We start from the raw sequence: 23,138 nt of genomic DNA on the forward strand, positions 1-23,138 counted from the left end.
ATGTATTAGTTGGTTGACATTTGTTTCGATTTTATAAGTTTTCTCCAATACAAGTGTTCATATAATCCAGACCAATACATGCCAAAGGTGAAAGCGAACAGTAACTCTTCAATTGGGATTCTCAAAACAAGAATATGGGTCAGGTTGTCCAGATTCCAGTACAACTCCACATATTGGGGATAGAACGGAAGGATGCTTCCGAAATAAATGAAGTACAGTATGGTAAACAAGATTCCTCCAACCCATATCTTTCCTTTTAAATCTGGGCGACAGTACAATGTTGCCAAACCACCAAAAAACATTGCAATGATGCCACAATAGATGTGGTTAAGCGTGGTGAAAAGACTAAATATGACAAATACAATGGCTGGAACAAAAAGTAAATAAATATGTAGCTTATGTCTTTGGTGGCTCCGTTCGGTATGAGGCATATCTATATAGCCTTTTTTGAATATCAGATTATACAATACCGTCCCTATTCCGCCAATAGCAAAAGAGAAGATAAGGCTCTCAATATCAAAACCTGTTCTTTCCGCTAAATGGAATAGGGAAGGTGGAAACCAATATTCTGGAACAAACAAGGGTTCTGTTAGGCCAAAGGGCATAGTGATAAGGCTCATTTTGAGCATTTCTTTTCTATACCCCTTTTTTGACAAATAGATTATTGCCCAAAGAGCAAGAATTATAAGAGACCATATGAACCAGACATATTGCATAAATTTTATTTTACTCTCTTATTTTTTGACTTTTATTTGCGCATTATAAAAAGCCGCAATACAGGCACCTATTAGCCATCCTAAAATGAATATCTGTACTATTCCCAAACCAGCTTCCCATAGTGGCACATCCATCCTGATAATGCTTGTGGTATCTAAACCGTGCAATAGGCTGTTGAAAAAATCGATAGTGGCTTCTCGACCTGCTGTTGACATAACTATCATACAGCCTAAGTAAATTAGTGCCCCCGTAAGACCGAAAGCAAATCCGAGTTTTTTTACGTTTAATCGATACATAATTTTAAAGTTTTGAGTTAGTTGTCTGATTTTAATATCTTTTTTGATTCCTCAAATTCTTCCTTGGATATTTCGCCTTTTGCAAAGCGGTTTTTAAGAATATCCAGTGGGCTGTCCTTCTTTGTTTTTTGATAAGGGATATCTGCTGGGATAAAGAATATCCAAGCCAATAAAATAATCCATATAATCCACCATATTAGGTGCATACCTCCAAAATGTCCTTCGTAAAAATGCATAATTTTTGGTTTTAAGTTGTTGTTAATTTAATTCTGTAATTGTATAACCATTGAGCCCATCAAGTTGCTTTTGTAATTCGGCAACAGAAAGTGCTTCATTCATCGTGATAAGTGCAGCACCTTTTGGTGCCAAAAAGATCTCTGCTTTTTCTATATTGGGATGTTCTTCTAAAGTCTTTTTTACTCTTGATACACATCCACCGCAGCTGATTCCGCTTATTTGAAATTTTTGTTTCATCATTTAGTATTTAATGGTGATGATGCCCTTTGTGTTCATCTTTTGGTTCTGTTTTTGAAACATCTTTACCGTGTTCGTTTTCTCTTTGTCTATTCTGTGAATGATTGTGCCCACCGTGGCGATGTGAACCGTGAGGCATAAATAAGTGACAAGCAAACATAAAGAGGATGAAGATGAATAGAGACGAACTGCTTCCTATACCTAATGATGGTGCAAAAAAGATAAACAGTAATGGTAATCCACAACCGATGACCATCCATATCCAGTGATTATTTTTCATTGTTGTTTATTTTAAAAGTTAAAATTAATGATGCTCGGTATGCTCACCTTTGGTTGGACTATCCATATCGTCCATCTTGTCCATACCCTGCATATCCATTCCTTTTTCGCCCATCATCTTTGAGCAGGATTCCATACAGTCTTCGCTCATCATCCCTTTTTCGTGCATCATTTTCATCATAGTGCCCATCATTTTGCCGTCATTCATCATTCCGTCCATCATTGAGTGCATCATTGTACTGTCTTTCATCATCATTTGCATTCCTTCTCCTTGCATCATTGAGCTCATCATTTTTTTGTTGCCCTGCATCATTTGCATTGCGTGTTGGTTGTCGTGCATACTTTCCATAAATTCGGTCATATAGTCGTGATTTTTGGAAATGGCATTAAAAACTTCTGTGCGAGTTTCAGGGTTTTCCATTAGTGCCTGAGTGTTTGTTTCTTGTTTGCAACTGTTTAAGCTTAAAAGCCCAACTGCCGATAAAACAATTAGTAGTGTTTTCATAATTTATTTTTTGAGTTAAACATTTATTTTAATTTTTATAAACCCATTCCCAACAATCTAAATGTTTATAGTTGAGGGAATGGATTATCAACTATTAATTCGCAGATTTTAAAAAGGTTATAATCTTTTTGAATTTCTTATATGTTATGTGTATTTTCAATATTATTAGATTTTTTTTATACGCCACTTCTTATTATTACCTTTAACTGCCACCAAATTTTCCGAAATCAATTTTGATGTGATGGCAGGTGGATTTTTATCATCCTTATCTTTTGGCGAGACGTGAATGGCCAATTGCGTTAAATGGTCAATGGTATTACCATTCTCATCTATAACAAGCTCAAAATAATGGTAGTTTACCACGTCTTTTTTGAAAATGTCATTATAGCCAATGGTTTCTTTTTCAACTTTTAACACCAAGGCTTTGCCATATTGAAAGTTGTTGGCATTGAGGAATTGTGGAGTGATGACAGTTTTTCCAGTTTTATCGATATAGCCATAATAGAGCACGCCATCTTTTTGGTTTGCAATCAGGCATTTTCCGTTACTGAATATAGGGTAGCTTGCATTGTCTGTTTTGGTTGCCACCAAATCATTTCGAAAATCAACGATTAAATTTCCTTCTGGGTCAATAAAACCCCATTCGTACCCTTTTTTAATGGCAGCGACGCCATTGCTAAAAGGCGAGATGTAGTCTAAATTTTCAAAGGTTTGTGCAATTCCTATAAAGGGAATTAATACTAATGTGATAAGTAGTTTTTTCATTTTGTTTAATTTAATTTGATGAAATTAACCATTGCCTTAAGCTTTTGTCTGCATAACTTTCGTTGATATCTATATAATTTCATCATAGAAATTCCGTTTCCAATTTCCTGTGTTTTTGTAATCGGTCATACTCATTCCCACCACTTCCTTAAACTGTCTAGACAGGTGGTTGACACTACTGTAGTCCAATAAATATCCTATATCTGAAAAGGAATGTTGTTTAAGCTGAATGAGCTCTTTGACTTTTTCTATTTTTAATTTGATAAAGTACTTTTCAATGGTTGTCTGTTGATTTGCTGAAAACAATCTGCTCAATGTCTTGTAATCTTTATGAAGTCTTGAAGCCAATAGTTCAGATGTTTTTACCTTAATATGTAATGGTAACTCTTGCAATTGTTCTATTAGAATGACTTTCATTCTTTCTACGAGCATTTCTTCTTCTTTTTGTACAATTTCAAAATCATTAGCGTGAAGCACAGTTGTAACAGCTTCGACAATTTCATTGCTGGTTTTTTTTGGTGCTTCTACCAATAATCTTCCTAATTCTAATGAAAGCACAGTAACTCCCAATTCTTGTAGTTCTTGCTTAATAACTTTTAAGCAGCGGCTACAGACCATATTCTTAATCCAAAATTCTTTGGGTCCTTTCATAATAATCGATGTATTGCTATTAGGCATTTTGCCAAATAGTTTCAATTTTCTTAATAGTACAAGGTTAATAGTGTTGTTGAGAATTGGGTACAACAAATGTTAGCCAGAAGTGAAATATTGGCTATAGAGGCAATGCAGATTAATTTTAACCTGCGAAGTAGAAAATCAAATTAAAAAGGACTCGTTGAGGATTACAAGGTCTGTGGATAGCAAAAGTGGCCTATAAGCCTTAAAAGAAACTGTGTTTTTCTCTAAACCTTCAAAAAGGTTGATATAAGAATAGACGAAGTTGTTTAAGAAAACTAAAGTTTCAATCTCTGAAATTGTATTGGCCTTCTTGAAGGTGTCATCTCCTTCTTTCAAGATGGTCTTATTATCGCAACAGTCTTTCTCTTGTATTGTAGTACATTGCTTGGAATTATTATCTTTTTTCTGTGCAGTCTCCATACAAGATTCTGCTTTACTAAAAAAAGCCAAATCCACCATTTTATTACAGCAAAAGTGCATATTTACCGTAAAGGATGTGGTGGAAAACAGTATAAAAACTGCTAAAAAGAAGGACAGTATTTTAGTAAAAAAAGATTTCACACTATAAAATTAATAAATTTTGATTAACATTAAAGGATTTTGGAAAATAAAATTCAACTGTTCAATTATTTTATTATCAGTTTTTTACAAAAAAACAACAAAATTAATCAGTACAAATATAATTCTAAAAGTTCAACAGAACTATGATTTATATCATATAAAGGAAGCTGCAAAAGAATTTTATTTGCAAATAATATTTAAGCGGTTTCGTGCAAAATAAACATTGATAAATCAAAAAAAATTGTTAAATAAATAAATTGAGATAAATTTTTTATAAATTTGCAACATTAATGAAAAAAGTTTTTCATAAAATATCATCCGTTTGTTTGGCACTTATCGTGCTATTGTCAACAGTTTCTTTTACTATTGATAGTCATTACTGTGGCGATACTTTAGTGGATTCTTCTTTATTTGGGCACGTTGAAACTTGCGGAATGGATAAACAACTATCCAAAAATGATTGTCAAAGTGAAGTTCAGGATGATTCCTGCTGTTCAGATAAGCAATTAGTTGTTGAAGGTCAGGACGACCTGAAGATGTCTTTTAACACCTTAAATTTTGAGCAACAAGTCTTTGTTGTCTCTTTTGTACATTCTTATATCAATCTCTTTGAGACTCTTGATTCACACATTGTACCATTTAGAGATTATGCGGTTCCCTTTCTCATACGGGATATACAAAAACTGCACGAGACGTATTTAATTTGATTTTAAACAGTTTCCGATAAATATCGGAATAATTAGCCCTATGGTCAATACTATTTTGGGCTCAATTTCTTGTGTTTAATGTTTTGATTTTATCAAGATATTATTCGATGTATAACTGTTTAATAATCATTGTAATGCTGAATAAAAGCATCAAATTTTTAATCGAGAACAAGCTAGTAGCCGTTCTACTACTTGCACTTTTTATTGCTTGGGGAGTCGTAAACGCCCCGTTTGAATGGAATACAGGCTCACTTCCTCGAGACCCTGTTGCCGTAGATGCCATACCAGATATTGGCGAAAACCAACAAATTGTATTTACTAAATGGGATGGTCGATCCCCACAGGATATTGAAGATCAAATTACCTATCCTTTAACCACATCACTTCTTGGTATTCCAGGTGTCAAAACCATACGAAGTTCATCTATGTTTGGCTTTTCAAGTATCTACATCATTTTTGAAGAGGATATCGAATTTTACTGGAGTCGTAGCCGAATACTTGAGAAGTTGAATTCATTACCAGCAGGACTGCTACCTGATGGAGTAAATCCTGCATTGGGACCTGATGCAACTGGTCTTGGGCAAATTTATTGGTACACGCTGGAAGGCCGTGATGAAAACGGTAACGTAACTGGCGGTTGGGATTTACAAGAATTAAGAAGCATTCAAGACTTCTACGTGAAATATGCGTTGTCATCTGCGAGTGGCGTTTCAGAAGTGGCTTCCATCGGCGGATATGTTTTGGAATATCAAGTGGATGTTAATCCCGAATTAATGCGGCAATACAACATAGGCTTGAGTGAGGTTGTAAAAGCAGTAAAACAAAGCAACAAAGATGTTGGTGCACAAACGCTTGAAATCAACCAAGCTGAATACCTTATAAGAGGATTGGGTTATATTAAGAAACTATCTGATTTAGAAAACGCGGTAGTTACTTCAAAAGATTTTACATCCATCCGTATAAAGGATATTGCGAAAGTAACACACGGTCCTGCTACAAGAAGAGGCTTATTGGACAAGGAAGGAGCCGAGGTTGTTGGTGGTGTTGTAGTGGCTCGTTATGGGGCCAATCCTATGGAAGTCATCAACAATGTTAAAGAAAAAATAAACGAGTTAAGTTCTGGGCTTCCATCAAAAACATTAAGCGATGGGAGGACTTCGCAATTAACCATCGTACCCTTTTATGACAGAACAGAACTAATCCAAGAAACCTTGGGCACACTTGATGAAGCGCTAACTTTAGAGATATTGATAACCATTTTTGTGATTATCATAATGGTCTTCAATTTAAGGGCTTCCGTATTGATTTCCGGATTATTGCCTGTTGCGGTTTTGATGGTCTTTATTTCTATGAAACTGTTCAATGTAGATGCAAATATTGTCGCCTTATCTGGTATTGCAATTGCTATTGGAACTATGGTCGATGTGGGCGTTATCCTTTCGGAAAATGTCTTGCGGCATATTGATGAAAATGAAGAAAAGCTACCTATGAATACGGTAGTTTATAATGCGACTGCCGAAGTTTCTGGCGCCATCTTAACGGCAGTAATGACCACTATTATTAGTTTCATTCCTGTATTTACTATGATTGGTGCAGAAGGGAAATTGTTTAGGCCATTGGCATTTACAAAAACGGCAGCACTCACCGCATCTCTTATTGTTGCCCTATTTTTAATTCCACCATTTGCGGCCTATTTATTTAAAAAGAGAAATTTAAAAACTTCTTTTAGTTATATGCTAAATGGAGCATTGATTGTTTTTGGCGTTTTGTCTTTAATTTTAGGCTATCCGCTTGGATTAATATTAGTTGCATTTGGCGTTGTTGGCTTCCTTTCACTAAAGGAAAAGATTACGTCAAAACGCGCCAACATCATCAATATATTTGTTTCGGCTTTTGCTATCATATTCCTATTGGCGGAATATTGGAGACCACTGGGAGTAGATAGAAGTATCCTTATAAACTTAATCTTCGTTGGTCTTATCTGTTTTGGTCTTTTGGGTGTATTTACACTTTTTAGAAATTATTATGTTCGGATTTTAAATTGGGCATTGCGTAATAAGCTGTTATTTCTTTCGATACCAACTGCCATTGTAATTTTTGGAGTGATGATTATGCGTAATACTGGTAAAGAGTTTATGCCTTCACTCAATGAGGGTTCATTCCTGTTAATGCCCACTTCAATGCCACACGCAGGTGTGGAGGAAAATAAACGCGTCCTACAGCAACTCGATATGGCCGTTGCGAGCATTCCAGAAATTGAAACTGTAGTCGGTAAATCTGGGCGTACAGAATCAGCATTAGACCCTGCACCGTTATCGATGTATGAGAATGTTATTCAATATAAATCTGAATATATTTTAAATGAAAATCGCAAAAGACAACGCTTTAAGGTAAACGAAGACGGCTTATTTGTTTTAAAGGATGGCAGTTTAGTAACCAACCCTAATAGCGAAATTGAAGTAGAAGATGATGACTATAAAGCCTCAAAAATTACAGACCCATTCTCTGTGACAAGTTCACAGCTCATTCCAGATGACGATGGAGAGTACTTTAGAAATTGGCGACCTGAAATTGAATCGCCAGACGATATTTGGAAAGAAATCGTAAGGGTTACAAAGCTTCCAGGTGTTACTTCAGCACCAAAGCTACAACCCATAGAAACACGCTTGGTGATGCTACAGACTGGTATGCGAGCACCTATGGGCATTAAGGTGAAAGGACAGGATTTAAAAGAAATTGAGGCGTTTGGGGTACAATTGGAAGATATCTTAAAACAGGCCGAAGGCGTAAAAGAAGAAGCGGTCTTTGCCGACCGTATTGTGGGGAAACCCTACCTACTTATTGATATTGACAGAGAACGACTTGCGCGCTATGGCATAACCATAGAGCAAGTACAGCAAGTTATACAGGTTTCTGTTGGTGGTATGGTGCTTTCACAAACAGTAGAAGGTAGGGAGCGCTATGGTATTCGTGTACGCTACCCAAGGGAATTACGCGCAAATCCAAACGATTTAAAAGATATTTATGTGCCTGTAGAAAAAGGAAGTCCGGTTCCGTTAAGTGAGTTGGTCACTATTAGATATGAGAAAGGGCCACAGGTTATAAAGAGTGAAGACACTTTTTTAGTAGGCTATGTCCTTTTTGATAAATTAGATGGTTTCGCCGAAGTAGATGTGGTGGAAAATGCCCAAGCCCTTATTCAAGAAAAAATTGACAATGGCGAATTGACCGTTCCAAAGGGTATCAATTATCAATTTACGGGAACGTATGAAAATCAGTTACGAGCAGAAAAAACATTGAGCGTGGTAGTACCTCTGGCTTTGGCTATTATTTTTCTAATCCTATATTTCCAGTTCCGTTCTGTTGGAACGTCATTAATGGTCTTTACTGGAATTGCTGTCGCCTTTGCGGGAGGTTTTTTAATGATATGGTTCTACGGCCAAGATTGGTTCTTAAACTTCAGCTTTTTCGGAGAAAATTTACGAGACCTCTTTCAAATGCACACTATAAATTTAAGTGTCGCTGTATGGGTTGGTTTTATTGCTCTATTCGGTATTGCTACCGATGATGGCGTAGTAATGGCTACCTACCTTACGCAAACCTTTGACAAAAACAAACCAACAGATAAAACTGGGGTTAGAGCATCCGTAGTCGAAGCAGGAGAAAAACGTATTCGACCTTGTTTAATGACAACGGCAACCACGATTCTTGCTTTACTACCTGTACTCACATCAACAGGTCGAGGTAGTGATATTATGATTCCGATGGCAATTCCATCCTTTGGAGGAATGTTAATTGCGCTTATAACCCTATTTGTTGTACCAGTATTATTTAGCTGGAAACACGAATTTCAATTAAAAAGAGCTACAAAATGAGATATGTAATTGTAATAGTACTTGCTTTTTTTGCTTTAGCCAAAACGAATGCACAAGATTTGACAACGTACATTCAGGAAGCTGAGAAGAATAATCCAGAGATTCAAGCTTTTGAATTGCGGTATAATATAGCTGAAGAAAAAGTTAATGAAGCAGATTGGTTGCCAAATACCGTTGTGGGAGTAGGTTATTTTGTAAGCGAACCCGAAACCCGAACAGGTGCACAACGTGCTCGCTTTTCGGTATCACAAATGCTGCCTTGGTTTGGAACTATTACCGCAAGGGAAAATTATGCCAGTTCAATGGCAGAAACTCAATATGTAGATATTGCGATTGCAAAGCGAAAACTTGCACTTGCAGTTTCTCAATCTTATTACGAGCTATACGCCATCAGAGCAAAACAATTAGTGCTTGATAAGAACATTGAGCTTTTAGAAACCTATGAGCGTTTGGCGTTAACTTCAGTAGAAGTTGGTAAGGCATCTGCTGTAGATGTTCTTCGCCTGCAAATAAGGCAAAATGAACTTGTACAGCAAAAAGAAGTATTGGAGCAAGATTATTTGGCAGAACAAACAGCTTTCAACAATCTTTTAAATCGGGATGAGGATATTGCAGTAACCGTTGTTGAAGAGATGTTTATTCCAGATGAGGATGCTTTAATCTTAACTGAAAACCTTCAGTTAAACCCAGAACTCATAAAGTATGATAAGCTATTTGAATCGGTTGAACAATCGGAGTTGTTAAACCAAAAAGAGAGTGCGCCCAATATCGGTTTTGGTTTGGACTATGTGCCTGTGTCAGAACGTCCAGATATGAATTTTTCCGATAATGGTAAAGACATTGTGATGCCTATGGTTTCTATTTCAATTCCCATTTTCAATAATAAATATAAGTCAGTGACAAAGCAAAATGAATTGAAACAATTGGAAATAAAATCACAGAAAGAAGAGAGGCTCAATAACCTTGAAACACGTCTTGCACAAGCTATTTATAATAGAAATACAATGAGAATTAAGTTTAATGTACAAACAGACAATTTAAAGCAGGCGAATGACGCCGAAGAAATTCTCATTAAGAATTACGAAACCGGAACTATAGATTTTAACGATGTGCTCGATGTACAAGAATTGCAGTTAAGGTTTCAAATCAATTTAATCGAATCTAATAGAGGGTATTATACAGAATATGCCATCATAAATTATTTGACAAAATGAAAACAATAAAAATTATTACGCTATTACTTTTCACAACTTCAATTTTTGCCCAAGTAGGCACAAACGGAAATGATAGAAAGGAAGATGGGCGACCTGTTAAGGAGTATAACCTTACCATTGAGGAAAACGAAATGACACTTGGAGGTGTTACTGCCAATGCAATGACCATCAATGGAGGTATCCCTGGGCCTGTTTTGGAATTTAATGAAGGAGACCTTGCTATAATCAACGTAACCAATAAAATGGATGAAGAAACTTCAGTGCATTGGCACGGATTGATACTTCCCAATTTTTACGACGGGGTTCCATATTTAACTACCCCACCGATTGAGCCAGGAACAACCTTCCAATACAGGATTCCAATCAACCAATGGAACATATTGGTACCATTCCCACACAATGCTACAAGAACAAAAAGGTGTTTATGGGTCTATTATCATTCATCCAAAAGAGAAAACCTTGGAATATGATAAAGATTTAGTCGTGGTATTATCAGATTGGACCAATGAAAAACCAATGAATGTATTACGAAACCTTAAAAGAGGTAACGAGTGGTATCAAGTTAAAAAAGGCACAGCAGTGCCATTAAGTAGGGTCATTTCAGAAGGTGCCTTTGGTGCTCAACTTAAATTTTGGAGAGACCGTATGGAAGGGGCTGATATTGCAGACATTTATTATCCCGCATTTTTGTCCAACGGTAAAAAACTGGCAGAGTATCCAGAATTTACGGCTGGCGAAAAAGTAAGGCTTCGCTTCATTAACGCATCGGCTTCTACCTATTATTGGATGGACTTTGGCGGAGGTAACCCAATGTTGGTTTCCAGTGATGGTGTTGACGTGCAACCCGTTTCCAAAAGCAGATTTCTCTTTGGCATAGCCGAAACGTATGATGTAATTGTAACTATTCCAGAAGGAACTATTGAAATTACCGCAACCGCTCAAGATGGTTCAGGTCATACCTCTATACAGTTAGGTAATGGCACTCTTTACCCAGCCAAAAGAATTGATAGACCTGATAAGGTAGCGATGATGAAGCAAATGGCTAAAATGGATATGAAAATGGGAGCACCTGCAATGGTTGGAAACAAGAAGAAGAATACACCCGAAGTTTTAATGCAGAAGTACGGAATGAAGATGAATATGAAGGACGGCGAGATGAAAATGGGGAACGATAAGATGTCGATGAAAGATGGCAAAATGAATGACCAAATGGATATGAAGATGGATGATACAATGGGAATGAAAAAAGACTCGATGTCAATGAGCCATAATGGAGCATCAAATAAAATGGAAGGTCATATGCACAATATGCCAATGATGCAGAAGGATTCTACTTCTTTTGATTATGAGGAGCGAAAGACATACTTCAACTATGATTTTTTAGAGGCAAAAGAAAAAACTGAATTTAAGGCAGATTTACCAGTAAATGAAGTGTTGCTTAACCTAACAGGTAATATGAATCGCTATGTATGGAGTATGAATGGGGTTCCATTATCAGAAACCGATAAGATAAATATAAAAGGAGGCGAGGTAACCAGAATTACATTAAATAACCTGACTATGATGCACCATCCAATGCACTTGCACGGTCATTACTTCAGGGTCATTAATGAAAAAGGAGAACGTTCCCCATTAAAGCATACCGTGAACGTACCACCAATGCAGAAAGTTATTATTGAATTTTATAACGAAGAGTATGGCGATTGGTTCTTTCATTGTCACGTATTGTACCATATGATGGGTGGTATGGCAAGAGTGTTTAGTTACGATACCCCAAGGGATGATAGAATGAAAGATTATCCAGTTCAGAAACTTATCGATGAGACAGACCATTATTATTCGTGGGGATTGGCTCGTGCAGGTTCAAATTTTAATGAACTCTTTTTAACGTCGAGCAATATCCGAAATGAATTTGGTTTGAGAACAGAGTTCGATTACGACCAAAATCTTGAAGCCGAAATAAGTTATAATAGGTATCTGAACGATTGGGTACGTGTTTATGCAGGAGTAAATACCGAAACGTCAACACCAGATTCTTACGATACATTTAATACCGTAGGATTGGTTGGTGTAAAGTATTTTACGCCTTATAGATTTAATGTAGATGTGAGTATGGACCATCAGCTACGCCCAAGAATACGTTTGGACAGAGAATTATTGATTTTTCCAAGAATTTTTTTGGAAGGCGAATACGAATACAGAGCAGATTTTGGATGGGTCAATGATTTAGAGAATAATAAATCATTTGAAAGCGAAACACAATGGTTGGTAGGGGTTGCATACATTCTTTCGCGCAATTTTTCAATCCAAGCTAACTACAATAACCGATATGGATTGGGTGGTGGACTATTAGCAAGATTTTAAACAACTAAAAATTAAAAAAAGATGAACTATTATTTTAATAAAACAATCAATGGAACCTTCGAAGAGGTCATAGAGAAAGTGACACAAGGATTAAAGGAAGAAGGTTTTGGAATCCTTACAGAAATTGATGTAACAGAAACACTAAAGAAAAAACTGGATATAGACTTTAAAAAGTATAGGATTCTAGGGGCTTGCAATCCTCCCTATGCTCACAAAGCTTTGCAAGCAGAAGATAAAATTGGAACGATGTTGCCTTGCAATGTCATAGTTCAGGAAATTGAAGCAGGCACCATTGAAGTAGCAGCAGTAAACCCAATGGCATCGATGCAGGCAGTGGAGAATGAGAAGTTGAATGAGGTTGCCAATGAAATAACTGCAATGCTAGAAAACGTAATTGAAAAACTATAAAATACATTTCAAAAAGTAATACAAATAAACACAAACATAAATTAAAACAAAATGAGCAAATTAAAATCAACATTAGGTATAGTTGCAATAGCATTTATAACCTTAACAGCAATGTCTTGCAAAGACAACAAAAATGAACAAAATAATGCAGATGGGAACCATTCTGAAATGAGTGCTGATGAAGACCATTCAAAAATGAATCACGATAATAGTGATGAACACCACGATGGAGATAAGAAGGAAATGGCAATGAGTGGCGATGGTAATTCACAAGCTGTATTAAAGGACTACTTTAATCTTAAAAATGCGTTGGTTGCAGATGATAATGCTAAAGCAAAAACACTTGGTGCAACTCTGGCAACAACTTTAGGGAATTTTGATGTTTCATCAAATTTTTCCGACACTCAAAAAGCCGAATTAAAAGATATTATAGAAGATGCCGTAGAGCACGCAGAACATATCTCGGAAAGTGATATAGATCATCAGCGAGAGCATTTTAAAATATTGAGCAAGGATGTATCTGATATGGTTGCAATTACAGGAACTGAAAACACCCTTTACCAACAGTTTTGCCCAATGTACGATGGCGGTAGTGCTTGGCTGAGTTTGAGCAAAGACATTAAGAATCCCTATTACGGAAGTCAAATGTTGAATTGCGGGAAGGTACAAAAAGAGATTAACTAATGAGGATTGTAAAAATAATAGCAATAATACTATTGGTGGCGTTTGTGGGAATTCAATTTATTCCCACAACACGAAATCAAAGTGATACGGTACCCGAAACTGATTTTATGTTGGTTAACAATGTTCCGGAGAACATTCAAAATAAGTTACAGGTTTCCTGCTATGATTGCCACAGTAATAATACGCAATACCCTTGGTACAATAAAATTCAACCCGTTGCTTGGTTTTTGGAAGACCATATCAAAGAAGGAAAGGCCGAGCTTAACTTCAGTAAATGGGATTCCTTGTCTAACCGACGAAAAGCCAGTAAATTAAGGTCTATTGTCAAACAGATTGAAGCTGGCGAAATGCCTTTGGATTCTTACACTTTGATACATAAAGAGGCAGCCTTTTCAGAAGAGGAAGCGAAAGAGGTAATTAATTTTATGACACAATTAAAAGACAATTTATAAACTATAATTAAATATAATAAAAATGAAAAATTTAAGAATGAGTATAGCAGCAGTGCTATTGTTAGCAGTTTCTTTTACCAACGCACAGGAAAAGAAAAAGATGAACCACGATCACGAAGATATGAAAATGGATCATAGTAAAATGACAACTATGAAAAGTGATGCAAAAACAGAAACAATTTTAAGTGATTACTTTAATTTAAAAAATGCTTTGGTTGCAGATGACACCAAAAAAGCAGCCCAAGCTGGGTCTAAATTGGTAGTTTCTCTTAAAGCTTTTGATACGGACAGTTATTCAAAAGAAAATCAAGAAGAATTAGAAGATATTATAGAAGATGCCGTAGAGCACGCCGAGCATATTTCTGAAAGTGCCATAGACCACCAGCGCGAACATTTTAAGACCTTAAGTAAGGACATAACAGATTTGGTAGCTATTACGGGAACAAAAAACACGCTTTACCAACAATTTTGCCCAATGTACGATAAAGGTAGTGCGTGGTTGAGTACCAGCAAAGAAGTAAAAAACCCATATTACGGTAGCAGAATGCTTAAATGTGGAAAAGTGCAAAAAACTATTCAATAAATAATCCCCTGCCTTTAATACTCTTTTAAATATATTGGTTTATTAGTTAACAGTAGCTTAGGAGATGGCAGGGTTACCTGAATAGTTGTAAAGTCCTGTCGTGGGAAGGAAAACAATGTTGATGATTAGTGTTAGTTCCTTCCCAAGTCAGGCACAATGAACTTTTGAAAAAGAGAAGTTGATTTGGTTAATAGCAGCCTGAACTGGGAGAGAGATTAAATCCCTAAATATAGCGTCTCTCTTCCTAGGTCGGGCAAATTAAAATTTCGCAGAAAAGAAGTTTAGTGAAGATGCTTGATTTTGAGGGGTAAAAATTTGGTTGGTTCATTAAAGTTTACCTCTCATCTTCAAGTATTATTTATATGGTTTTGCAAATAACAATAAAGAAAAGAATTTATAACAATGAAAGAATGTTGCAAGAACGGTTGCCAACAAATAATAGGTAAATCTGTGGTTAAAAAATGGCTCAATTATATAGTATATACAATCCTAATATTAATAGTTGGTGGTGCATTGGCACTTCAATTATTTAGTTAAGAGCTTAAATTAAAATGGTTAATGACAACAAGAAAAAAATCTGAAAACACAGGGTTTTACAAACAACTATTTAGGGTTCTTTAAAAATAAGGGTGTTGAAAGTACGATGAGCGGGATGGCACCTAAAAGCCCATTGCTTGAAAAGATTTTAAAGTATGTTGCCTATATCTGTTACGTCTGGTTGGTAGGTGGAATAATTGTCAAATATTTTGTGAATTAAATTATAGAAAGTATGGTCAACAGAAAGACAGCAAAATGGATTCGAAAAGCGCACCGATACTTGGGTATATTCCTCGGCATTCAGTTCTTGATGTGGACTATCAGCGGAATGTATTTTAGCTGGACGGACATTGATGAAATACACGGCGACCAGTTCAAAAAAGAAAAGCCACGGCAAACTGCTTTTTCCAACCTATTGGGGACTGAGCAATTAGCGAGTGAAGAACCAATCCAAACACTAAAATTATTGGAAATAGCCAATGAGCCGTACTATTGGATTAACGAAGCTAATTTATTTAGTGCTAAAACGGGAAATGAAAAAAATGGTATTACTAAAGCTGAAGCAAAACAGGTAGCCAATAGATATATGCTGCCCGATTTGGAAATAAGGGGTATAAAACGAATTGAGAAAGTAGATGCACATCACGAATACCGTGGTCGTCCATTACCAGCCTATGAGATTTCATATAAAACCCCACAAAACTTGAAGGCTTATGTCGCCATAGAAAATGGTGCATTTCAGACCGTTCGTCATAGAAACTGGCGCTGGTTCGATTTTTTGTGGATGAACCACACTATGGACTATCAAGGCAGGGACAACTTTAATACCATAATCCTGCGGGCGTTTTCATTGTTAGGGTTAATTACAGTATTAAGTGGGTTCTTACTTTGGTACATATCGTCGCCCACAATTAGAAAATTGGTTAAAAAGAAACGAAAATAAGTAACACTAAAACCAACATAAAATGGAAAATTCAAATCAAAATTCAAAGAAAAACAACTACACAAAATTTGTAGGTATGCTCGTGGCATCCTTCATAGCAATGTACGTTACAATGTACTTAAACTCTTATGAAATTGACCACGTCTATTTTAGTCTTACCCGATTTTATATGAGCTGTTTGGGTATTGCCGCTATGGCCATTATTATGTTTGTAACAATGCGTAATATGTACCAAAACAAAAAGAAAAATATAGCAATTGTTCTTGGAAGTATTGTTCTATTTGGTGGCGCGTTAGGCCTTGTGAGGGTACAGGCCCCAATTATTGGCGATGTGCTCTATATGAAAGCTATGATTCCGCATCACTCTATCGCCATTTTAACCAGTAAGCGAGCGGATATACAAGACCCGGAAGTGAAGAAATTAGCAGATGATATAATTAAAGCACAAGAAAAGGAAATTGCAGAAATGAAAGCAATGATTAAACGATTAGAAAATAACAAATAAAAACAAAGACAATGAAAAAAAACATCATTTATATAGGTATTGCCTTGATTGTTGGCCTTCTAGGTGGCTTTCTACTGTTCGGTGGAGATTCTACTGATAAGGCAACAAATAGTGCTAAAGACAATCACGAACATTCAGAAGAAATTGCTACTAATCAAATGTGGACCTGTTCTATGCACCCACAGATTATGCAACCAGAACCTGGCGACTGCCCAATATGTGGAATGGATTTAATTCCAGCTGAATCGGGTGCCGATGGCCTCAATGCCAATGAAATCAAAATGACCGATAACGCAATGGCTCTAGCCAATATTCAAACGTCACTTGTGGGACAAGGACAAATAGGAAATAATTCCCTAAAATTATCTGGAAAGATAAAAGCAAATGAAGAGTCAAATGCCGTACAGGTCACATATTTTGGAGGAAGAATTGAAAAACTATACGTTAATTCAACAGGAGAACGTGTTGGCGCAGGACAACGCTTGGCAACTATTTATTCGCCAGAATTAGTTGCGGCACAACAAGAACTGCTTACCGCTTCATCATTGAAAGAATCGCAACCAGAATTATATAAAGCTGTTAGAAACAAGCTCAAACTTTGGAAACTTTCAGAAAAGCAAATCAACGCCATAGAAAACTCTGGGAAAGTACAAGAAAACTTTCCTGTGTACGCAACCGTATCAGGAACGGTAACACAGAAAATGGTAGAAGAAGGTGACTATGTAAAACAAGGACAACCCTTATACAAAATTGCCAATCTCAATACAGTATGGGCAGAATTTGATGCTTACGAAAACCAAATTGCGTCCTTAAAAGAAGGACAAACCATTAAAGTAACCACCAATGCCTATAGAAATGAAGTGTTTGACGCCAAGGTCTCGTTTATTGCCCCCTTATTAAACTCTGCTACAAGAACGGTGGTTGTGAGAGCTGTTTTACAAAATAAAAAAGACCTCTTTAAGCCGGGAATGTTTGTGGAAGGAAAAATCGAGGGTGCTCGAACGAGCACAGAGAACACCGTTTCTGTACCGTCAACGGCTGTTATGTGGACGGGCGAACGTTCTGTGGTCTATGTCAAAACAGACCCTAATAAAGCTGTTTTTGAGATGAAAGAAGTTTTATTGGGCAATGCCACTGGCGATAGTTATACCGTTCTTGAAGGTTTAAAAAATGGAGATGAAGTGGTAACTAACGGCACGTTTACAGTAGATGCCGCGGCACAGCTTCAGGGTAAAAAATCAATGATGAATCAAGAAGGAGGTAAAACTATGACAGGACACGAAGGACATTTGGGAATGCAAGAAGATGGTTCTGGAGAAAATATGGATGTAACCAATCATTCTCAAATGAAGGAAAGAATTAGGGTTTCAAACAAATTTCAGAATCAGTTAGAACAGGTTTTTGATGATTATATTCTTTTAAAGGATGCATTGGTAAACGATGATACCAAGGGTGCTCAACAAGCAGGAGAACAAATCAACCAGTCCTTGAAAAAAGTGGATATGAAGTTATTATCTGATAAAAAGGCGCATAACCATTGGATGACCATTCAAAAGGAACTAAAATCATCTGCAAATGCTATTGAGAACAGTTCAGACATAGCAGCACAAAGAGGGCATTTCAAGCATCTTTCGGCACATATGATAAGTGGTGTACAGCTTTTTGGGGTCAACCAAAATGTATATATCCAGTTTTGCCCAATGGCCAATAACAATAAAGGTGCCTATTGGATAAGTTTGGAAGAAGAAGTGCGAAATCCATATTATGGAGAGGCTATGTTAACCTGTGGAGAGGTAAAAGCAACTTTAAAATAAAACGAATTACGGATTAATCAAGTAATCTACATAAGGCCAAAAAATAATCTTGGTTTTATAATGGCGAACGATAATGAGTGAAAGCAGAAGAAATAGACGAAAAAATGAAAGGAAGAAGCATCAACCTAAAAGTAATATCACAAAAAAAGATAAAATTATAGCTTTTGTTGTGATAGTATTGATTTTTGTAATTGCTGCGATAGCTGCTGTTTACTATTCTCTACACAAATCTGGGTTAACCTTGTTTTAAAGACAAGTATTATATGAGAGAGATTATCTATATTAAAAATATGGTCTGCCCAAGATGTATCTCGGCAGTATCCAATATTTTAAAACAACTTGAAATATCCTATGCTTCTATTAAATTGGGAGAAGTTAAATTAGTGTCAACATTAAATGCAAACACCAAAAAAGAGCTTTCCGAAGCCCTTCAAAATTCAGGTTTCAGTTTGATTGACGACCGTAAAAGTCAACTTATTGAGCAAATGAAAACTTTGGTTGTTGAGAAAATACATCATTCCAACGACGAAACCGATTTAAAATGGGCAGATATTATAAGTGGTGAACTTAATTTGGATTACAAATATTTAAGTTCCCTATTCTCGTCAGTAGAAAGCATCACGTTTGAGCAATATATCATCAACCAAAAAATTGAACGTATAAAAGAACTCATAGTTTACGATGAACTAACCTTAAGTGAAATAGCTTTTCAACTACATTATAGTAGCGTTGCATATTTAAGCAATCAGTTCAAGAAAATTACTGGGATGACACCATCACAGTTTAAGAAATCGATGGGCAAAAACCGAAAATCCTTGGATGAGATTTAAATTTAATAAAAGAAATAAATGCTAAAATCAATATTTGAAATAACCCAAATGGATTGCCCTTCGGAAGAAAATCTAATCCGAATGAAATTGGATGGGGTTTCGAGTATAGCGAATCTCGATTTTGATATTACTAATCGAAAACTGACCGTTTTTCACAAAGGTCAAATTGATGAAATAGAACAATCAATTTTACAACTTAATTTAGGCGGAAAATTACTCACAACAGAAGAAACAGACCAAATCGAATTCAAAGAACATAAAAACCAAAAGAAATTACTCTGGACGGTTCTCGGAATAAACTTTGCTTTCTTTGTTATTGAAATGGCAACAGGACTGATTTCTGAATCAATGGGACTTGTTGCCGATAGTTTAGATATGCTAGCAGACAGTTTCGTTTATGGAATTAGCTTATTTGCAATAGGTGGCACATTAATCAAAAAGAAAAGAATAGCTAAAATTGCAGGATATTTTCAAATACTACTTGCTACAATAGGATTTTTGGAAGTTTTAAGGCGTTTTTTCGGAGCGGAAAAACTTCCCGACTTTTCCACAATGATTATCGTTTCGATATTTGCACTTATAGCAAACGGAATTTGTCTTTACATTTTGCAAAAGTCAAAGAGTAAAGATGAGGCACATATGAAAGCAAGTATGATTTTTACTTCAAATGATGTAATTATAAATACAGGTGTAATTATTGCTGGACTTTTAGTTTACTGGTTGAATTCCAATAAACCAGATTTGATTATAGGAACGATTGTCTTTGTTTTAGTAATTCAAGGTGCTTTAAGAATATTAAATTTGAGTAAATAAACATATTAAATTCAGATATTCTTTTAATCAGCAAATTCTACAAATCATTCAGCATATAATGTAACACATTAAAGTCCTTTAATCCTGAAATTTGCAGTGTACAAATAAGAATGGGTTTATGGAGACAATCAACATATTTGAAACCGAAAAAAAGAATGTTAAACAGGGAATAAAAGAATCATTCCCAGTTATAGGTATGACCTGCGCATCTTGCGCAGCAAGCGTTGAATCCGTTTTAAAACACACAGATGGCGTATTTGATGCTAGCGTAAACTTTGCGAGCAGTTCTGTTCTTGTAGAGTACGACAAAGAGTTGAGTCCTAATCAACTTCAAAATGCACTTCGCGAAGTTGGTTATGACATAATCATTGATGCGGAGAATCCTTCAGCAGTACAACAAGAACTACAGCAAAAACATTATCAAGACATAAAAAACCGTACTATCTGGTCGGCCATACTTACCCTTCCCATTTTTGTATTAGGAATGTTTTTTATGCAATGGGAACCAGGTAAGTGGATTTCTTTGGTGTTGACTTTTCCAATTCTTTTTTGGTTCGGTCGTAGCTTTTTCATCAATGCTTTCAAGCAAGCCAAACACGGTAAATCAAATATGGATACGCTTGTAGCCTTGAGTACAGGAATCGCTTTTCTGTTTAGTGTGTTCAACACTTTTTTTCCTGAATTTTGGTTGAATCGTGGTATCGAGCCTCACGTTTATTATGAGGCGGCAACGGTAATTATAACCTTTATTTCCTTGGGGAAACTATTGGAGGAAAAGGCAAAGTCAAATACATCTTCAGCCATTAAAAAATTAATGGGACTACAGCCTAAAACGTTGAAAATTATTGAGAATGGTGAAGAAAAGGAAATTCCTATTTCGTCTGTTCAAGTAGGTCAGACCATTTTAGTGCGTCCGGGAGAAAAGATTCCTGTGGATGGAGAAGTATCTAAAGGAAGCTCGTATGTAGATGAAAGTATGATTACGGGAGAACCTGTTCCTGTTGAAAAAATAAAAGATGAAAAGGTATTTGCAGGCACGGTAAATCAAAAAGGGAGTTTTCAATTTACTGCCGAAAAAGTAGGTGGAGAAACCTTATTGTCCCAAATCATTAAAATGGTTCAGGAAGCCCAAGGAAGCAAAGCACCTGTTCAGAAACTGGTCGATAAAATTGCTGGAATATTTGTTCCTGTCGTATTGGCTATATCTATTATTACATTCATCGTCTGGATGTCAGTAGGTGGCGACAATGGCTTCTCGCAAGCCTTATTGACATCTGTAGCCGTATTGGTTATCGCTTGTCCCTGTGCCTTGGGCTTGGCAACGCCTACTGCCATAATGGTCGGCATAGGCAAAGGAGCTGAAAATAATATTCTTATAAAAGATGCCGAAAGTTTGGAACTCGGTTATAAAGTGAATGCTGTTATCCTTGATAAAACTGGTACTATTACCGAAGGAAAACCATTAGTAACTGATATGCTTTGGAAGGATAAACTTGAAAATAGCAATGAATACAAAAAAATTCTTTTGGCTATCGAAGCACAATCAGAACATCCCTTGGCAGGGGCTGTAGTCAACCACTTAAAAGATGAAAATGTTGAACAAACTGAAATGGCTTCCTTCGAAAGTATCACAGGAAAGGGGGTAAAAGCTCAAACAGAAAATGGTTCAAAATACTATGTTGGAAACCATAAGCTAATGGTTGAAAAGAATATTCAAATCGACGCTTCCTTAATGCAAACGGCAGAAAGTCTCGAAGAGCAGGCTAAAACGGTCATTTTCTTTGGCAATGAAAAGCAAGTGCTGGCGATACTCGCCATTGCTGACAAGATTAAGGAAACTTCAAAAAAAGCCATAGCAACGCTTCAAGAAAGAGGCATTGAGGTCTATATGCTTACTGGAGATAACAATAAAACCGCATCTGCTGTCGCAAAACAAGTAGGAATAACAACAAATTACCAAGGAGAAGTGATGCCTTCGGACAAAGCTGCTTTTGTTGAAAAATTACAAGCAGAAGGAAAGATAGTAGCGATGGTTGGTGATGGCATAAACGATTCCCACGCTTTGGCGCAAGCCAATGTGAGTATTGCTATGGGCAAAGGTTCGGATATCGCAATGGATGTAGCAAAAATGACCTTGATAACATCAGATTTACAATCTATCCCAAAAGCATTGGAACTATCAAAAAGAACCGTGTTGGGCATACGTCAGAACTTATTCTGGGCATTTATTTACAACATTATTGGCATTCCAATTGCAGCGGGAGTTCTTTATCCTGTAAATGGGTTTTTGTTGGATCCGATGATTGCAGGTGCAGCAATGGCATTCAGTAGTGTATCCGTAGTTGCAAATAGCTTAAGACTTAAACGAGTAAAACTTTAATAATAAATAAATTCAATACTATGAAAACTTTAAAATTTAAAACAAATATCAATTGTGGTGGGTGCGTATCAAAAGTCACCCCTTTTTTAAACAAACAAGAAGGTGTAGAAAGTTGGGAAGTAGATACCTCTAATCCTGATAAAATCCTAACCATTGAAAGCGATGGTGTAACCGAAGAAGATGTAAAGGCGACTTTGCAAAAAGTGGGATTTAAGGCCGAACCTGTAGATTAATACGTTTTTAATATGGCTTATATTTTTATTTCGGTTGTGATTGTTCTTTTTGCTGTTCATTTTTATAGAAAAGCAAAACGCTCAAAGTGGTGCCAATCCTGTTCTAAAAGAAACTCAAGTAAATAATTTTATTTATGGGAAAGAAGCAATATTGAAAAATTAATTTAACTCAAATTACGAGGATGTATAAATAGAGTAAGCTATGGCACTCAGTTTATCATAGTACCATAGATTAGGATGTACAAAGAGAAATAGTAGGATGATTTTTATAAAATTAAACGCTCAAAGGAGTATTAAGTGAAATCTGAATTTCGGTCTATGTGGTTGCATGAGGAAGAATTAAGCAGTACAACCCCAGTAGCCTACCTCCTTGAATTCCTTAACCTTGAGAGCCAAACTAGGCAATGGAAAAAATACATAGCGGCTCAAAAACTGAAAGCAAAACAAAGCAATCAATTGGAACTGTTTTAAGGATACCTACGTTTTGGAAATTCTATTAGGATTAGGGGTGGAGGAATAAT

At 36.2% G+C, this 23,138-nt stretch carries 23 protein-coding genes and 1 pseudogene; 15 read left to right on the forward strand and 9 right to left on the reverse strand.

What is annotated here, in order from left to right; all coding sequences use genetic code 11:
- Nucleotides 1-5: 5 nt before the first annotated feature.
- The 9 genes from JOOMADRAFT_RS19410 to JOOMADRAFT_RS19450 all read right to left on the reverse strand — a co-directional run bounded on the left by JOOMADRAFT_RS19410 (nt 6) and on the right by JOOMADRAFT_RS19450 (nt 4,275).
- The gene (locus JOOMADRAFT_RS19410; RefSeq protein WP_245547725.1) at nt 6-620 is read right to left on the reverse strand and encodes a lycopene cyclase domain-containing protein; all 615 of its coding nucleotides are present in this window, start codon (nt 618-620) and stop codon (nt 6-8) included.
- 114 nt (nt 621-734) lie between these two features.
- A complete protein-coding gene (locus JOOMADRAFT_RS19415; RefSeq protein WP_008616426.1) occupies nt 735-1,013 on the reverse strand; it encodes a DUF5676 family membrane protein in 279 nt (92 codons plus the stop codon).
- A 17-nt stretch (nt 1,014-1,030) separates the two neighbouring features.
- Nucleotides 1,031-1,249 (reverse strand): SHOCT domain-containing protein, encoded by a 219-nt coding sequence (locus JOOMADRAFT_RS19420; protein ID WP_008616427.1) that lies wholly within the window; start codon nt 1,247-1,249, stop codon nt 1,031-1,033.
- Between the two features lie 22 nt (nt 1,250-1,271).
- Complete coding sequence (locus JOOMADRAFT_RS19425; protein WP_008991346.1) at nt 1,272-1,487, reverse strand: heavy-metal-associated domain-containing protein; 216 nt, start codon at nt 1,485-1,487, stop codon at nt 1,272-1,274.
- Nucleotides 1,488-1,497: 10 nt separating this feature from the next.
- The gene (locus tag JOOMADRAFT_RS19430) at nt 1,498-1,767 is read right to left on the reverse strand and encodes a hypothetical protein (protein ID WP_008616429.1); all 270 of its coding nucleotides are present in this window, start codon (nt 1,765-1,767) and stop codon (nt 1,498-1,500) included.
- 24 nt (nt 1,768-1,791) lie between these two features.
- Complete coding sequence (locus JOOMADRAFT_RS19435) at nt 1,792-2,271, reverse strand: hypothetical protein (protein WP_008616430.1); 480 nt, start codon at nt 2,269-2,271, stop codon at nt 1,792-1,794.
- 165 nt (nt 2,272-2,436) lie between these two features.
- Complete coding sequence (locus tag JOOMADRAFT_RS19440) at nt 2,437-3,036, reverse strand: WG repeat-containing protein (RefSeq protein WP_008616431.1); 600 nt, start codon at nt 3,034-3,036, stop codon at nt 2,437-2,439.
- Between the two features lie 69 nt (nt 3,037-3,105).
- A complete protein-coding gene (locus tag JOOMADRAFT_RS19445; RefSeq protein WP_040880381.1) occupies nt 3,106-3,687 on the reverse strand; it encodes a helix-turn-helix domain-containing protein in 582 nt (193 codons plus the stop codon).
- A 165-nt stretch (nt 3,688-3,852) separates the two neighbouring features.
- Nucleotides 3,853-4,275 carry an HYC_CC_PP family protein gene (locus JOOMADRAFT_RS19450; RefSeq protein WP_008616436.1) on the reverse strand — a complete coding sequence of 141 codons (423 nt, stop codon included), beginning with the start codon at nt 4,273-4,275 and terminating at the stop codon, nt 3,853-3,855.
- Between the two features lie 290 nt (nt 4,276-4,565).
- On the opposite strand from JOOMADRAFT_RS19450, the gene JOOMADRAFT_RS19455 reads away from it, so the two are divergent.
- From JOOMADRAFT_RS19455 to JOOMADRAFT_RS19525, 15 genes and pseudogenes are all read left to right on the forward strand, one after another.
- Nucleotides 4,566-4,982, forward strand: a complete 417-nt coding sequence (locus JOOMADRAFT_RS19455) for an HYC_CC_PP family protein (protein ID WP_008616438.1) — start codon at nt 4,566-4,568, stop codon at nt 4,980-4,982.
- Nucleotides 4,983-5,116: 134 nt separating this feature from the next.
- Nucleotides 5,117-8,857, forward strand: a complete 3,741-nt coding sequence (locus tag JOOMADRAFT_RS19460; protein ID WP_008616440.1) for an efflux RND transporter permease subunit — start codon at nt 5,117-5,119, stop codon at nt 8,855-8,857.
- Nucleotides 8,854-10,071 carry a TolC family protein gene (locus JOOMADRAFT_RS19465; RefSeq protein WP_008616442.1) on the forward strand — a complete coding sequence of 406 codons (1,218 nt, stop codon included), beginning with the start codon at nt 8,854-8,856 and terminating at the stop codon, nt 10,069-10,071. Before JOOMADRAFT_RS19460 ends, JOOMADRAFT_RS19465 begins: the two co-directional genes overlap by 4 nt.
- Nucleotides 10,068-12,435 (forward strand): annotated as a pseudogene (locus JOOMADRAFT_RS19470) (multicopper oxidase domain-containing protein). Before JOOMADRAFT_RS19465 ends, JOOMADRAFT_RS19470 begins: the two are co-directional and overlap by 4 nt.
- Nucleotides 12,436-12,456: 21 nt before the next feature.
- Nucleotides 12,457-12,843 (forward strand): DUF302 domain-containing protein, encoded by a 387-nt coding sequence (locus JOOMADRAFT_RS19475; RefSeq protein WP_008616446.1) that lies wholly within the window; start codon nt 12,457-12,459, stop codon nt 12,841-12,843.
- Nucleotides 12,844-12,894: 51 nt separating this feature from the next.
- Nucleotides 12,895-13,527 carry a DUF3347 domain-containing protein gene (locus JOOMADRAFT_RS19480; protein WP_008616448.1) on the forward strand — a complete coding sequence of 211 codons (633 nt, stop codon included), beginning with the start codon at nt 12,895-12,897 and terminating at the stop codon, nt 13,525-13,527.
- Nucleotides 13,527-13,979 carry a heme-binding domain-containing protein gene (locus JOOMADRAFT_RS19485; protein ID WP_027884428.1) on the forward strand — a complete coding sequence of 151 codons (453 nt, stop codon included), beginning with the start codon at nt 13,527-13,529 and terminating at the stop codon, nt 13,977-13,979. The genes JOOMADRAFT_RS19480 and JOOMADRAFT_RS19485 overlap by 1 nt, the downstream gene beginning before the upstream one ends.
- Before the next feature lie 22 nt (nt 13,980-14,001).
- Nucleotides 14,002-14,562, forward strand: a complete 561-nt coding sequence (locus JOOMADRAFT_RS19490) for a DUF3347 domain-containing protein (protein ID WP_040880317.1) — start codon at nt 14,002-14,004, stop codon at nt 14,560-14,562.
- A gap of 769 nt (nt 14,563-15,331) precedes the next feature.
- Nucleotides 15,332-16,042 carry a PepSY domain-containing protein gene (locus JOOMADRAFT_RS19495; protein ID WP_008616453.1) on the forward strand — a complete coding sequence of 237 codons (711 nt, stop codon included), beginning with the start codon at nt 15,332-15,334 and terminating at the stop codon, nt 16,040-16,042.
- A gap of 22 nt (nt 16,043-16,064) precedes the next feature.
- The gene (locus tag JOOMADRAFT_RS19500; protein WP_008616455.1) at nt 16,065-16,547 is read left to right on the forward strand and encodes a DUF305 domain-containing protein; all 483 of its coding nucleotides are present in this window, start codon (nt 16,065-16,067) and stop codon (nt 16,545-16,547) included.
- 11 nt (nt 16,548-16,558) lie between these two features.
- Nucleotides 16,559-18,361 (forward strand): efflux RND transporter periplasmic adaptor subunit, encoded by a 1,803-nt coding sequence (locus JOOMADRAFT_RS19505; RefSeq protein WP_008616461.1) that lies wholly within the window; start codon nt 16,559-16,561, stop codon nt 18,359-18,361.
- A gap of 263 nt (nt 18,362-18,624) precedes the next feature.
- Nucleotides 18,625-19,191 (forward strand): helix-turn-helix domain-containing protein, encoded by a 567-nt coding sequence (locus tag JOOMADRAFT_RS19510; RefSeq protein ID WP_008616465.1) that lies wholly within the window; start codon nt 18,625-18,627, stop codon nt 19,189-19,191.
- Between the two features lie 18 nt (nt 19,192-19,209).
- The gene (locus tag JOOMADRAFT_RS19515) at nt 19,210-20,004 is read left to right on the forward strand and encodes a cation transporter (protein WP_008616466.1); all 795 of its coding nucleotides are present in this window, start codon (nt 19,210-19,212) and stop codon (nt 20,002-20,004) included.
- A gap of 118 nt (nt 20,005-20,122) precedes the next feature.
- On the forward strand, nt 20,123-22,384 hold the full coding sequence (locus JOOMADRAFT_RS19520; protein ID WP_008616467.1) for a heavy metal translocating P-type ATPase: 2,262 nt from the start codon (nt 20,123-20,125) through the stop codon (nt 22,382-22,384).
- A 20-nt stretch (nt 22,385-22,404) separates the two neighbouring features.
- Nucleotides 22,405-22,617, forward strand: coding sequence for a heavy-metal-associated domain-containing protein (locus tag JOOMADRAFT_RS19525; protein WP_008616468.1), 213 nt, complete (start codon nt 22,405-22,407; stop codon nt 22,615-22,617).
- Nucleotides 22,618-23,138 lie beyond the last annotated feature (521 nt).

The organism is Galbibacter orientalis DSM 19592, from assembly GCF_000260115.1.
Classification (GTDB): Bacteria; Bacteroidota; Bacteroidia; order Flavobacteriales; family Flavobacteriaceae; genus Galbibacter; species Galbibacter orientalis.

What these genes read in the sequence shown, in the direction of transcription:
- JOOMADRAFT_RS19525 (WP_008616468.1), top strand. Translation starts at nt 22,405, where the DNA reads ATGAAAACTTTAAAATTTAAAACAAATATCAATTGTGGTGGGTGCGTA.
- JOOMADRAFT_RS19440 (WP_008616431.1), bottom strand. Translation starts at nt 3,036, where the DNA reads ATGAAAAAACTACTTATCACATTAGTATTAATTCCCTTTATAGGAATT.
- JOOMADRAFT_RS19485 (WP_027884428.1), top strand. Translation starts at nt 13,527, where the DNA reads ATGAGGATTGTAAAAATAATAGCAATAATACTATTGGTGGCGTTTGTG.
- JOOMADRAFT_RS19435 (WP_008616430.1), bottom strand. Translation starts at nt 2,271, where the DNA reads ATGAAAACACTACTAATTGTTTTATCGGCAGTTGGGCTTTTAAGCTTA.
- JOOMADRAFT_RS19425 (WP_008991346.1), bottom strand. Translation starts at nt 1,487, where the DNA reads ATGAAACAAAAATTTCAAATAAGCGGAATCAGCTGCGGTGGATGTGTA.
- JOOMADRAFT_RS19430 (WP_008616429.1), bottom strand. Translation starts at nt 1,767, where the DNA reads ATGAAAAATAATCACTGGATATGGATGGTCATCGGTTGTGGATTACCA.
- JOOMADRAFT_RS19475 (WP_008616446.1), top strand. Translation starts at nt 12,457, where the DNA reads ATGAACTATTATTTTAATAAAACAATCAATGGAACCTTCGAAGAGGTC.
- JOOMADRAFT_RS19455 (WP_008616438.1), top strand. Translation starts at nt 4,566, where the DNA reads ATGAAAAAAGTTTTTCATAAAATATCATCCGTTTGTTTGGCACTTATC.
- JOOMADRAFT_RS19490 (WP_040880317.1), top strand. Translation starts at nt 14,002, where the DNA reads ATGAAAAATTTAAGAATGAGTATAGCAGCAGTGCTATTGTTAGCAGTT.
- JOOMADRAFT_RS19505 (WP_008616461.1), top strand. Translation starts at nt 16,559, where the DNA reads ATGAAAAAAAACATCATTTATATAGGTATTGCCTTGATTGTTGGCCTT.
- JOOMADRAFT_RS19500 (WP_008616455.1), top strand. Translation starts at nt 16,065, where the DNA reads ATGGAAAATTCAAATCAAAATTCAAAGAAAAACAACTACACAAAATTT.
- JOOMADRAFT_RS19445 (WP_040880381.1), bottom strand. Translation starts at nt 3,687, where the DNA reads ATGAAAGGACCCAAAGAATTTTGGATTAAGAATATGGTCTGTAGCCGC.
- JOOMADRAFT_RS19520 (WP_008616467.1), top strand. Translation starts at nt 20,123, where the DNA reads ATGGAGACAATCAACATATTTGAAACCGAAAAAAAGAATGTTAAACAG.
- JOOMADRAFT_RS19495 (WP_008616453.1), top strand. Translation starts at nt 15,332, where the DNA reads ATGGTCAACAGAAAGACAGCAAAATGGATTCGAAAAGCGCACCGATAC.
- JOOMADRAFT_RS19465 (WP_008616442.1), top strand. Translation starts at nt 8,854, where the DNA reads ATGAGATATGTAATTGTAATAGTACTTGCTTTTTTTGCTTTAGCCAAA.
- JOOMADRAFT_RS19480 (WP_008616448.1), top strand. Translation starts at nt 12,895, where the DNA reads ATGAGCAAATTAAAATCAACATTAGGTATAGTTGCAATAGCATTTATA.
- JOOMADRAFT_RS19410 (WP_245547725.1), bottom strand. Translation starts at nt 620, where the DNA reads ATGAGCCTTATCACTATGCCCTTTGGCCTAACAGAACCCTTGTTTGTT.
- JOOMADRAFT_RS19420 (WP_008616427.1), bottom strand. Translation starts at nt 1,249, where the DNA reads ATGCATTTTTACGAAGGACATTTTGGAGGTATGCACCTAATATGGTGG.
- JOOMADRAFT_RS19510 (WP_008616465.1), top strand. Translation starts at nt 18,625, where the DNA reads ATGAGAGAGATTATCTATATTAAAAATATGGTCTGCCCAAGATGTATC.
- JOOMADRAFT_RS19415 (WP_008616426.1), bottom strand. Translation starts at nt 1,013, where the DNA reads ATGTATCGATTAAACGTAAAAAAACTCGGATTTGCTTTCGGTCTTACG.
- JOOMADRAFT_RS19460 (WP_008616440.1), top strand. Translation starts at nt 5,117, where the DNA reads ATGCTGAATAAAAGCATCAAATTTTTAATCGAGAACAAGCTAGTAGCC.
- JOOMADRAFT_RS19515 (WP_008616466.1), top strand. Translation starts at nt 19,210, where the DNA reads ATGCTAAAATCAATATTTGAAATAACCCAAATGGATTGCCCTTCGGAA.